A 12,637-nucleotide genomic window follows, 5' to 3' on the forward strand; every position below is an offset into this window, starting at 1 on the left:
CACCTCACCGAATGCAATCAAATCGTAGATGGTAAAGAACACCGCACAGATAACGGCAAGCTTCACCAATCGAATCGCAATTAACATCATAACTTCCCACTTACCTTCTTGTCTGAGTGTCGTTGATTCCTCGCAGTTTACTGGTTTTCTTACGAACCACAACGCATGAAACCCCAGATTACGTGAGAAAGTGTGTACCACTGCTAAGCCTCACTTTTGTAAATTTATTTATACATTCGGAGGCGACGGATAAAACCATTCTCTTGTCTACTCGTATCTATACTTTAAATAGTGTTTTCAATAAGTCCCAGTGGTTACACAAGGAGGGCTGTATGAAACAGATACGATTGTGGCTTCTTCCCCTACTCTTGTTTGCAAGCCAAGCGCTAGCAAGCACGGTTTGGGTATTGCCTGTCAAAGGGGCAATTGGGCCCGCTCTGAGTGATTATCTGTCACGAGAGATTGAAGAAGCTCAACAAAACGGCGTTGACCTTGTCATTTTAAAAATGGATACCCCCGGCGGGCTTGATAGCTCAATGAGGGATATCATACACGCTATCACCACATCCACTGTCCCTATCGCGACTTGGGTCGGTCCATCAGGCTCTCGGGCGGCCAGCGCAGGTACGTACATTCTGCTCGCCAGCCACGTCGCTGCGATGGCAGAAGCCACTAACTTGGGCGCCGCAACTCCCGTTGCCTTGGGTGGAGCACCACAACAGCCGTCTTCAGACGAAGGTAAAGACTCAACAGATTCACAACCGGAATCCACAGAAAAAGCCTCGGACGAAGTGCCTGCCAAAACCGCAATGGAAAAGAAGGTCATTAATGATGCCAGAGCCTACATCAAAGGCTTAGCGCGACTACATGATAGAAACGCCGAATGGGCAGAAAAAGCAGTCAGTATGGCGGCCAGTTTAGATGCAACCGAAGCGTTAGAGCTCAACGTCATCGACTACATAGCCAACTCACCGGAAGATTTGGTTTCAACGATTAATGGCATCGAAGTCAAACTCAACGGCAACCCGTTTAAGCTGGCGTTAGATAACCCAACTTGGGTGGAGCGCGTTCCAGACTGGCGTGCAGAAATGTTGGCGGTAATTACCAATCCCAACGTAGCTTACATTCTAATGCTAATTGGTATTTATGGCTTGCTTCTGGAGTTCTACAACCCAGGTATCGGCTTACCCGGCGTGCTCGGCGGGATTTGCCTATTGCTAGCCATGTACGCGCTGCAAATGATGCCTGTGAATTACGTTGGTTTGGGACTACTGCTGCTTGGTATTGCTCTGATGATTGCTGAAGCCTTTAACCCGAGCTTTGGCATACTCGGTTTAGGCGGCGTCGTTGCATTTGTGCTTGGCTCAATCTTCCTAATGGACAGCGATATACCCGGCTTCCAAATTGCCCTACCACTGATTTTCGGTATCGCTATTTTCTCTGTGGGGCTCATCGTCATTACGGTTGGCTTGCTTATTAAAATTCGCAGTAAAAAAGCCACTACAGGGCTCGAAAACTTCCCGGGTAAACTCGCCGTTGTGAGCGATGATTTTGTTGATGGTACTGGTCGAGTGCAATTAGACGGGGCGCTATGGCAAGCCAAAGCAGAACAAAAATTGAAACAAGGTGACCACGTGACTGTGGTGAAAATTAAAGGGTTGACCCTAACCGTTAAACCCAGTGACCGCCCTAAGGAATAGGAGGCGCTTATGATGCTTTACACTGTTGCCGTTATCATCGTTTTATTGTTTGCACTGGCAACGCAAATGTTCAAGGTGCTGCGTGAGTACGAGCGCGGCGTGGTGTTCTTTCTCGGTCGCTTCCAAGAAGTGAAAGGACCGGGTTTGATCATCTTGATCCCCTTCATTCAACAAATGGTTCGCGTCGACTTACGTACCATTGTTTTGGATGTTCCAACTCAAGATTTAATCACCCGTGACAACGTATCGGTCAGAGTCAACGCCGTGGTTTACTTCCGAGTGGTCGACCCACAAATGGCAATCAACAATATTGAAAGCTATAGCGACGCCACTAGCCAGCTAGCACAAACAACACTGCGTTCGGTGCTTGGTCAGCATGAACTGGATGAGTTGCTTTCTGAACGTGAACGCCTTAACAAAGATCTGCAATCCATCCTCGACCAACAAACTGACGATTGGGGTATCAAGATAGCAACGGTTGAAGTGAAGCATGTCGATCTTAACGACAGCATGGTGCGCGCCCTCGCCCGCCAAGCCGAAGCAGAACGTAACCGCCGTGCGAAGATCATCCACGCAACCGGTGAGTTGGAAGCTTCCAACAAGCTAAAAGAAGCGGCAGAAATGCTTAACGAAGCCCCCAATGCGTTGCAGCTTCGATACATGCAAACGCTCACTGAAATCACCACAGACAAGACATCAACCATCATCTTCCCGATGCCAATCAATCTTGTCGAAGCGGTTTCCGATATCGCCAAGGCGGTGAAGAACAATCAAGGAGAAAAAGAGGAAGGAAAAGAGTAAACGTGAGCGACAAAATGAAAGGGAGCAAAATGGCTCCCTTTCTTTTTAACTTCGCTCGAGGCCCCTTTTGATTTTCAATAAAAAATAGAAAGTGATTTAAATGAAACGCGTATTATCATTTCGAGAAAAGTCGATATGATGGACTCACTTTCGAGGTACGCATGGTTACCGATGCTAAGCGCATCCTCATTTGTCTAATAATATTAAGAGGATATAAACGTGTCTCATCAAATCATTACAGACCTAAACAACCGTTACACAGCGAAAAAATACGACGAAGAGAAACGCATCTCTCAAGAAGATATGGCAATCATCAAAGAAGCAATCCGCCTATCTGCGTCTTCTATCAACTCTCAGCCTTGGAAATTCATCGTAATTGAGAGCGACGAAGCGAAACAGCGTTTCCACGACACGTTTGCTAACATGCACCAGTTCAACCAACCGCACGCTAAAGCAGCGTCTCACACTATTCTGCTAGCGTACGATCCAAAATTCACTAAAGAGAAATTTGCGAAGCGTGTTGATGCTGAAGTAACTTCTGGCCACCTACCAGCCGAGATGTACGACTCTTTCATGGGTGCTTACGCATTTGCTGAGGCAAACACAGATGAGAACGGCTACAACGGTGGCTGGACGAAAGCGCAAGTTTACATCGCTCTTGGTAACCTAATGCACACACTAGCGCGTCTAGGTATCGACTCGACTCCAATGGAAGGTGTAGACCCAACACTGATCGGCGAAGAGTTCAAAGTAGAACTAGATGGTCACGTATGTGAAGTTGCACTAGCAATCGGCTATCACAAAGACGGCGAAGATTACAACCACGGTCTACCTAAAGCGCGTCTACACATGGATGACGTGATTACTACTCTTTAATGAGTATCGTCTCCTAGCTCCATGGTTCCTAGCCTAGAGCCTAGCTATCTAAATCATTGTTCAAATTCAAAGAGCCGTACTTCTAGTCTAAGGGTACGGCTCTTTTTTATTTTGCAGAGGGGGACTCAACAAAAGTTTTGAGATAAGAGACAGCTACGCCACTTGCTTGGACTTAAAGTTGCCAAGCAGTGCATCGTACAACTCGTTGTCACTCAGTACGCCCACTAACTTGTTCTCTTCCACCAGCAAGATAGGTTGATTGCTGCGTTGCTTCAGCTCAATCGCTTCACGCATGCTGATATCTGGGTTAGCTTGAACGACCGTGCTTTCGCCGATGTCGTCAAGCGTGGTTGAATCGCTTTCCCAATTCACCAACGACTTATCGGAATCCACTAACGTTAAGCCTTTCGGCTCTTGCTCGACCCAAATCTGCTTATCTGCACACACCAACACGCGCTCATTCTTATGCTTAAGCTCGGTGCTGGCTTGCATCAGTGAACGACCTTTCAATACGTTAAGCGGATTAGTGTGAGCCACAAAGTCCGCCACATACTCGTTTTCTGGCGCAAGGATGATTTGTTCAGGCTTACCGTGTTGAATCAGTTTGCCCGATTCCATAATGGCGATGTTGTTGCCGATTTTCAGTGCTTCGTCTAGGTCGTGGCTCACAAACAAAATCGTCTTGTTGAGCTTCTCTTGCAGTTGAATCAATTCATCTTGAAGCTGAGCACGAATCAGAGGATCGAGCGCGGAGAAGGGTTCATCCATTAGTAGGATGTCGGTATCCATAGCAAAGGCGCGAGCTAAACCAACGCGCTGCTGCATACCACCAGAGAGCTCATGCGGGAACTTACTCTCCCACTCGCTCAGCCCAACCATTTCAAGTTGTTCGCGTGCTTTTTTACGTCGTTCCGCTTTGCCAATGCCCTGCATCTCAAGACCAAATGCTACGTTATCCAATACAGTTAACCACGGCATAAGCGCAAACTTTTGGAACACCATCGACACGCGATGAGTACGCAAGTTACGCAGAGTCTGCTCGTCACAGTTAGCAAGCTGTACCATGTCGTCGCCATCTTTGATTTTGAGTGAGCCACGAGAGATCTCATTCAAACCATTAACGGCACGAAGCAAACTGGATTTACCCGAACCAGAAAGCCCCATCAATACACAGATCTCACCTTGTTTGACGCTCATTGAGACCTTATCAACACCAACCACTTGTCCGGTTTCATCAATGATCTCTTGGCGAGACTTACCTTGGTCTAAAAGCGCCAATGCTTGCTCTTGCTGCTGACCAAACACAACGTCGAGGTTTTCAATCGTAATTGCATCCATGTTATGCCTCCTTTTGGTTTGGTGCTTTACACAAGCGGTCGAGAATAATCGCGACCAAAACTATCGCTAAACCGGCTTCAAAGCCTTGAGAAATATTCACGGTGTTCAGTGCTCGTACGACTGGCTTACCCAGACCATCGGCACCTACTAGTGCGGCTATCACCACCATAGAAAGTGACAACATGATGCATTGGGTCACACCCGCCATAATGCTTGGCAATGCGGCTGGGAGTTCGACTTTGAATAGCAATTTCATGCGGCTAGCACCAAAGGCTTTACCCGCTTCAATCAGCTCTTCTGGCACTTTGGTGATACCAAGGTAAGTCAGACGAATCGGCGCGGCGATGGCAAAGATAATGGTGGAAATCAGACCCGGAACGATGCCCAAACCAAACAGAACCAATGTTGGGATCAGATACACAAACGTTGGTACGGTCTGCATTAAATCGAGTATCGGGCGCAACAAGGTATACAACCACGGGCGATGCGCCGCCATGATGCCAAGCGGCACGCCAATTAATACGGAAATCGTTGTCGCAGCGAAGACGAGAACAAAGGTTTCCAGCATTTCTTGCCAGTAGCCGAGGTTAAGAATAGTCAGTAGCGCCAGCACGATAAACACAACTAAAGGAATGCTGCGGTGTAGGAACCACGCAATCGCTGCGGTCATGATGATTGGTGCTGCCGGTGGCATCCATTTGAAAATATCCACCACGAATAGAATGATGGTTTCGAGAAAAATAGAGATAGCATCAAAGAAACCCGACGCGTTCATGGTTAACCAATCTACGCCTGTTTCCATCCATTCGCCCAACGGAAGTTTGTTGTCCGTAATAAAATTCACAATAAAACCTTTGTGTTAAAAGGCGGGCATCTCTACCCACCTTTTCCTAAAGAGAGGAATGATTAAGCGTTTGTTTTTAGGTAAGAAGTAATCGCTTGTTTTGCGTCTTTGCCGTCTAACGTCTTCACGCCTTCTAGCCACGCTTCAAATTGTTGTGGGTTGGCATTCAACCATTCTTGTGCCGCTTTCGCTGGCTTTTGTTTTTGGTTTAGAATCGCTTCCATCAACTGGTTTTCCATCTCTAGACTGAACTCTAGATTCTTAAGCAGTTGACCCACGTTTTGACACTCAGATAGGTAATCTTGTCGCACATTGGTGTAAACATTTGCACCGCCGTAGTTAGGACCAAAGAAGTCGTCACCGCCAGATAGGTATTCCATCTCAACATTGCTGTTCATTGGGTGTGGTGCCCAACCTAGGTAAACTATCCATTGGTTACGACGCACTGCACGAGACACTTGAGACACCATGCCCGCTTCGCTTGATTCCACTAGGCTGAAGTCTTTCAAGCCAAATGCATCGCTGTCGATCATATCTTGGATAAGGCGGTTGCCATCGTTACCCGGTTCAATGCCGTAGATGCGGTCTTTAAATTTGTCGGCATGTTTTGCCAAATCAGCAAAGCTTTTCACGCCTGCGTCGTACACATACTTTGGCACGGCTAGTGTGTATTTCGCGCCTTCTAAGTTTGCACGAACGGTTTCTACTGTGCCTGCTTCACGGTATTTGGCGATATCGCCTTCCATGGTTGGCATCCAGTTACCTAGGAATACGTCAATGTCGCCGTTTGCCATTGAAGAGTACGTTACAGGTACAGACAGAAGATCGGTCTTGGTTTTGTAGCCCAAGCCTTTTAGCAGTTCAGAGGTAACAGCTGTGGTTGCGGTAATGTCCGTCCAGCCTACATCGGCAAATCGAACGGTTTCACATTGGTTAGCGTAAGCACCTGTCGCCATTGCACTCAGCGCGATAGATGAAAAGATTTTTGTCATCGTAGACATGTTTAAATTCCTTGTAATGATTACTGACTTTATGAGATTGAGCTTAAGTCTCTTTTCGGCGGACGCATTCTTTGCGTCTCTTGCCAGTTCGGAGCAATCCAAACCGGTGTGTTATTCGATTCTTCGAGTACGTTCCCCAAGATCATGTCCGCTGCACGCTCTGCGACCATAATGGTTGGTGCGTTTAAGTTGCCATTCGGAATGGTTGGGAAGATGGATGAATCCACCACGCGCAAGCCTTCAATGCCGCGCACTTGACAGGCTTCATTCAGAACTGCCATTGGGTCATTGTTTGCGCCCATTTTGCAGCTACACGATGGGTGGTAAGCACTCTCCACATTTTGCTTCACCCATTCATCAATCGCCTCATCGCTGGTGATGTTCAGACCCGGTTGAATCTCTTCACCGCGGAACGCATCCATTGCAGGTTGATTGAGGATTTCACGCGTTAGACGAATACAGTCTCGCCAATCCTGCTTGTCTTGTTCCGTCGAGATGTAGTTGAACTCGATTTTTGGCTTGTCATTTGGGTTGGCAGAAACCACTTCGACACTGCCGCGACTCTCTGGCTTGTTTGGACCAACATGCACTTGGAAGCCGTGACCATCAAATGCCGCGCGTCCGTCATAACGCATTGCTGCTGGTAGGAAGTGATATTGAATGTTTGGCGATTTCAAGCCTTCACGAGAACGGATGAACGCACACGATTCAAAGTGGTTGGTTGCGCCCAGACCTTTGCGCGTCAGAATCCATTCCGTACCAATCAAACCTTTGCTGATCAAACCTAACTTGCTGTTAAGCGTGATCGGCTGTTTGCAGTGATACTGGAAGTACACTTCGAGGTGATCTTGCAAGTTCTTCCCCACACCTTCGAGAGCGTGTTTCACTTCAATGCCTGCTTTTTCAAGCACAGTCTTAGGACCAATACCCGAAAGTTGCAGCAGTTGTACCGAGCCGATAGAGCCTGCGCTCGACACCACTTCTTTGTTAGCAAAGCACTGTTTGATTTTGCCGGATTGTTCAAACTCAATGCCGACTGCTTTTTTACCTTCAAGCAAAATGCGATGAGCGGTCACGCCTTTCATCAAGGTGAAGTTGCTGCGCTTTTTTGCACGGCTTAAGTAAGCATTAGAGGTAGAAGCGCGCACGCCTTTGTCTACCGTCATATGCATTGGACTGAAGCCCTCTTGCTGATAGCCGTTGTAATCTTGTGTTTCTGGATAGCCAGCATCTTTACCTGCTTCAATAAACGCTTGGTAAAGTGGGTTCAGCTTCATGTCGTTGCCGTTGCACGTACCTACCGGACCACTGTCGCCACGGTATGCGTCTGCGCCGCCTGTCCATGTTTCCGCTTTACGGAAGTACGGAAGACACGCTTGGTAGTTCCAGCCTTTTGCACCTTCTGCTTCCCATTCGTCAAAGTCACAAGCATGACCACGAACATAAACCATGCCGTTGATCGAAGAGCTTCCACCCAGAACTTTGCCGCGTGGACAATGCAGTTGGCGTCCGTCTAAGCCCTCTTCCGCAACAGTTTCGAACTGCCAAGCGTACTTTTCAGTGTTCATTGGGTAAGACAGCGCCGTTGGCATTTGGATGAAGATGCTCTTGTCTGAGCCACCCGCTTCCAACAGTAAGACTTGGTGTAGACCGCTTTCACTCAGGCGATCCGCCAAAACACAGCCTGCCGAGCCAGCACCGACGATGATGTAATCGTAGTGATGTTGCATTACAAATCCTCCAGTCTGATTACGCGTAAGGGCTGTCGAAATCACCCAAATGCACTAACACGCTCTTGGTTTGGGTGTAATGCTTAAGGGTCTCAACGCCGTTTTCACGTCCAATGCCAGACAGTTTGTAACCGCCAACTGGCATTTCAGCTGGGGAGTCACCCCAGGTGTTAATCCAACAGATTCCTGCTTGGATTTGATGAATGACGCGGTGTGCACGAGAGAGGTTTTGCGTGAACACGCCAGCTGCCAGTCCGTAATCGGTGTTGTTAGCACGTGCAATCACTTCATCTTCGTCACTGAACTTAAGCACTGACATTACGGGACCAAAGATCTCTTGTTGCACGTGGGGCATGTCGTCTTCGCAATCAATGAAAACCGTTGGCACAACAAAATTGCCGCTCGCCAAACCGTTTTCTGTGACTTTGTAGCCACCGGTCAGTAGCGTTGCGTTGCTTGCTTTCGCTTGTTCAATTGCGGAAAGAACTTTTGATTCGTGCTCTTTGGAAATTAGCGCGCCAATTTGGGTTTGATCATCAAGCGGATCGCCAACCACCAGCAGTTCGGTACGTTTCTTAAGTTGAGCGACAAACTCATCATAAATACCTTCATGAACGAACACGCGAGTACCGTGCGTACAAACCTCACCTTGGGTGTAGAAGTTTGCAACCATTGCAGCAGAAACCGCGTCGTCTAGCTTGGCATCATCAAAAATGATCATTGGAGACTTACCACCAAGCTCCATAGTGACTTGCTTCAGCGTATTGGCGCTGTCACCCATCACGACTTTGCCCGTACCGGATTCACCCGTGAAAGAGACTTTAGCGATGTCTGGATGTGCGGTGAGCATTTGCCCTACTCGGTAATCACCTTGAATAACGTTGAACACGCCATCTGGCAACCCCGCTTCGCTGTAGATTTCTGCTAGTTTGAGTGCAGTTAACGGAGTTTCTTCTGATGGTTTAAAGATCATCGCATTACCCGCAGCAAGCGCAGGGGCAGATTTCCACATCGCGATTTGAATTGGGTAGTTCCACGCACCAATGCCTGCACAAATACCCAGAGGTTCGCGGCGAGTGTAAAAAAACTGCGATTCATTCAGCGGTTGCTGTTCACCATGCATGCTAGGCGCAAGACCTGCGTAGTACTCGATCACATCCGCACCCGTTGCAATGTCTACGCAATTCGCTTCTTGGATTGGTTTGCCCGTATCCGCGACTTCTAGTGCTGCCAATTCGTCATTTCTTTCACGAAGCAGCGCCACCGCTTTAAGCAAAATACGGCTTCGTTCTATCGCCGTCATAGCAGACCAAATCGCAAAGCCGCGTTTGGCAGATTCAATTGCCGCTTCCATATCTTGCTGGTTAGCCTGCTTCACATTCGCGAGCGGTTCACCATTGGCGGGATTGTATGTAGTGAAGTACTCTTCTGAGCATCCTAGGTGCATCGCACCATCGATGTAGTGTGCTTTCATATCCATTTGAAGGTTTGACTCTTTATTTTAGTTTTGAGTAGAACGTGAGCTGTTTATCGAGATAGTCGTTGATGATGACGCGTGCTTTCTCGGCATCGATGCCTTGCGGGTTGAGCGTTCCGCGCAGCCAAATGCCATCAATCAGTGACGCAATACCATGCGCGACTAGCTCTGCTTGGTCGTTATCCAGCAAAGCTTTTAATTCTTTTTTTAGGTGAGAAAGTAGACGTCGTTCATTCACTCGTTGCAGACGTTTGAGCTGCGCGTCATGCATAGAGTAAGACCAGAATGCCAACCAAGTTTTTGCCACTTGGTTCTCGGCTTGGAAACCCACAAAGTTGCCGTCGATGATGGCATTAATACGTTGATGATGCGCATCAGCTGGCAGCTGGCTTAGGTTCTCTTTGATGGTGGCAGAGAGCTGGCGCAGGATTTCACGCATGGTCTCTTCTAACAGACCGTGCTTACCACCGAAATAGTGATTAATGATCCCCGTTGACACTCCTGCTTCTTTGCTGATCAACGAGATACTCGCGGCGTGTAAACCAACTCTGTCGATAACCGACATCGTCGCTTTGACCAGCTGCGGTTTTCTGATTTCAGGCATCCCAACCTTGGGCATTTTGCATCCTTGTTATTTTTAATTGAACGGTTAGTTAAATATAAAATGCCTTAAATTTAGTTCGAACTCAAACTAATTATCTACAAAAAATGACAGAAACAGCCGAATCATTTCGACAACAATCATTACTAAAACTTGAGAAAAGGTAGAGTTTATGAAGATTTAACAAGTAAAAAAATAAAAACAAAAGTCTTTAAAATCATTAATTAAACAGCTTTTAATGTAAATTATAGAGATACCAACTCATGAACAATTCGTGCGCATCAAAAGTACAAATAAAGACAAATACAATGAACTCAAATAATTTTAGTACGTTTTATTTTTAGAGTTGTCAATTGAGTAATGAATGTGGCTCTAACACCAAGTTGGTTGTTCGTTTAAGGCTCGCAACTCTCAAATCGACTCAATAAAATGGAAGCGTTGTTATTCACAATGACAAGTCATCACCTTTTGCTCCTCAAGATCTTCTAAGCAGCAAACGCAGTTTCGTCCCTGATCTTTAGCTCGATATAGTGCTCTATCTGCAAATCTGTAGCTTTGCTCCACTGAACGACTGATCGTAGCAAGCCCGGTACTGACCGTAATGCTATGAGCACTTCGCTCTTGAATGATTTCTCTCAGTCGATGGATTGCTTCAAACGCATTTTGAATATTGGTTTCGGGCATGATGATGGCAAACTCTTCCCCACCAACTCGGGCGACTATATCGGTTTCACGGCTTTCTGATTTCATTAACTCACCGAGGTCTTTAAGGACTTCATCACCAACATCGTGACCATGTCTATCATTGATTTGTTTGAAATGATCGATATCGATAATCGCAAGTGTTGCATTGGATACACCGTAACGATCCGCGATATTTGCAAACCGTTTAAGTTCCGTATCAAAACGACGACGGTTCCAACAACTAGTGAGTGGGTCTTTTTCTGCAAGTTGTTTTAACTCACGCTCCAAGCGCACGCGATGGCTTATGTCACGGAAACTGATGACATAGCGGTCCGCTAGGGCAAGCCCTAACTGATAGTGCGTAATTTGAGTATCCAGAGTGAGGTGATCACCAAAGCGGTTTGTTACTTTAATCTCACCCTTCCAGTATTCCTGTGTTTCCAAAGCCAAGAGTGCTTCTTTAAAACCTTTCAGGTCATAACGCTCTATGGACTGAGCTTTTAACTGCTCACTCGTATATCCGATTAACTTAGAAAAGTTTCTATTCGAAAAGTCGATGCATAAGTTCTTGTTAAGAATAACGATTCCGGTGACGGAGTGTGCGGCAATTCCTGCAATTTTTGAATCTAGGTGCTTGTTTTCTAAATGGTAATTTCGCATTACCAATAACAGTCCCATTAAGAACAATAACAACGCTTGCCAATTGTAATCGTGAGTTAAGGTGTAGATACCCCATGCAACCATGATCGCCAAATAGATAAGGGAAATTAGCTTTCGCTTGGTGTCATTACTAAATTTTTTGGCGTTCATTCAAGCACTCCAGATCATCGAATCACGCTAAGGTTAATAAATTCAAACAGTTGAGATTTACCAATTCGCGCCATGGGCTCAAGACTGACACCGCTCTGACAAAACTAGGATTGTAATTTGTCTGAGCCAATGTCGTTTAATGGCAATTTTTGAAAGTCATTCCCCTTTATCTTACTTATCAACTTGTTTGAATTAGGAAAGAGAAATGAAAGCACGCAATGCCCTTTTAATTTTATTGACGAGCACGATTGGCTTTAACGCATACGCGATTACAGACGCTAGCAAGATTGGTGCGAACGCAGGTGCAATGAGTTACTGTTACGATCACATTGCATCTAGCAAAGACAAATCAAAATATCGCTTGCTCAAGCTGAAAACCTTGGAAGAGTATCAAGATCTGGATAGTGGTGACCGCGCAAGAGCGCTGGTAATGAAGAAAGCTGCAGAAGACGGAGATTACCTAGGTGACCCGTTGGATAAATCTCGTTGCAACAGCCTAAGAAAAATGTTGTTTGTGAAATACTAGTAACACCAAAATACTACAAAGCCATCACTGTTTAGTGGTGGTTTTTTTGTATCTATAACCCACTCATCACAGATTCAATCTAGCTATCAGTGACCAACCCAATCAATATCATTTCGCTATCTTTACACTAAAGATGGCGCTAAATGGTAAGTCCTTATCCCCTCTTATTCCTACTATATCGCTACAGGGTATGCTGTAGTGGTTTAATGATCCCGGACACCAAGTTAGGTGGTAAAGTCTCCACCATAA

Annotated in this window: 11 protein-coding genes; 4 read left to right on the top strand and 7 right to left on the bottom strand. The window is 46.4% G+C overall.

Features of this window, described 5'->3' with window-relative positions:
- Positions 1-332: 332 nt before the first annotated feature.
- The 3 genes from GXP65_RS14065 (at position 333) to GXP65_RS14075 (ending at position 3,377) form a co-directional block, all read left to right on the top strand.
- Entirely contained in the window at positions 333-1,700 is a 1,368-nt protein-coding gene (locus GXP65_RS14065; RefSeq protein WP_162093103.1) for a nodulation protein NfeD, read from the top strand.
- A gap of 9 nt (positions 1,701-1,709) precedes the next feature.
- On the top strand, positions 1,710-2,501 hold the full coding sequence (locus tag GXP65_RS14070; protein ID WP_162093104.1) for a slipin family protein: 792 nt from the start codon (positions 1,710-1,712) through the stop codon (positions 2,499-2,501).
- 219 nt (positions 2,502-2,720) lie between these two features.
- Positions 2,721-3,377 carry an NAD(P)H-dependent oxidoreductase gene (locus GXP65_RS14075; protein ID WP_162093105.1) on the top strand — a complete coding sequence of 219 codons (657 nt, stop codon included), beginning with the start codon at positions 2,721-2,723 and terminating at the stop codon, positions 3,375-3,377.
- 153 nt (positions 3,378-3,530) lie between these two features.
- On the opposite strand, the gene choV is transcribed toward GXP65_RS14075, so the two are convergent.
- The 7 genes from choV to GXP65_RS14110 all read right to left on the bottom strand — a co-directional run bounded on the left by choV (position 3,531) and on the right by GXP65_RS14110 (position 11,862).
- Complete coding sequence (gene choV, locus GXP65_RS14080) at positions 3,531-4,715, bottom strand: choline ABC transporter ATP-binding protein (protein ID WP_162093106.1); 1,185 nt, start codon at positions 4,713-4,715, stop codon at positions 3,531-3,533.
- 1 nt (position 4,716) lies between these two features.
- A complete protein-coding gene (choW, locus tag GXP65_RS14085) occupies positions 4,717-5,559 on the bottom strand; it encodes a choline ABC transporter permease subunit (protein WP_005425967.1) in 843 nt (280 codons plus the stop codon).
- A gap of 62 nt (positions 5,560-5,621) precedes the next feature.
- Positions 5,622-6,560, bottom strand: coding sequence for a choline ABC transporter substrate-binding protein (locus GXP65_RS14090; protein ID WP_050919256.1), 939 nt, complete (start codon positions 6,558-6,560; stop codon positions 5,622-5,624).
- 29 nt (positions 6,561-6,589) lie between these two features.
- Complete coding sequence (gene betA / locus GXP65_RS14095) at positions 6,590-8,290, bottom strand: choline dehydrogenase (protein WP_162093107.1); 1,701 nt, start codon at positions 8,288-8,290, stop codon at positions 6,590-6,592.
- A 19-nt stretch (positions 8,291-8,309) separates the two neighbouring features.
- A complete protein-coding gene (gene betB, locus GXP65_RS14100) occupies positions 8,310-9,770 on the bottom strand; it encodes a betaine-aldehyde dehydrogenase (protein ID WP_162093108.1) in 1,461 nt (486 codons plus the stop codon).
- A 16-nt stretch (positions 9,771-9,786) separates the two neighbouring features.
- Complete coding sequence (gene betI, locus GXP65_RS14105; RefSeq protein WP_005530538.1) at positions 9,787-10,386, bottom strand: transcriptional regulator BetI; 600 nt, start codon at positions 10,384-10,386, stop codon at positions 9,787-9,789.
- A gap of 423 nt (positions 10,387-10,809) precedes the next feature.
- Positions 10,810-11,862, bottom strand: coding sequence for a GGDEF domain-containing protein (locus GXP65_RS14110; protein ID WP_080731262.1), 1,053 nt, complete (start codon positions 11,860-11,862; stop codon positions 10,810-10,812).
- Positions 11,863-12,067: 205 nt separating this feature from the next.
- On the opposite strand from GXP65_RS14110, the gene GXP65_RS14115 reads away from it, so the two are divergent.
- On the top strand, positions 12,068-12,388 hold the full coding sequence (locus GXP65_RS14115; protein ID WP_010451345.1) for a hypothetical protein: 321 nt from the start codon (positions 12,068-12,070) through the stop codon (positions 12,386-12,388).
- Positions 12,389-12,637: the final 249 nt, after the last annotated feature.

The sequence above is a fragment of the Vibrio sp. LB10LO1 genome (genome assembly GCF_010092875.1).
GTDB lineage: Bacteria > Pseudomonadota > Gammaproteobacteria > Enterobacterales > Vibrionaceae > Vibrio > Vibrio campbellii.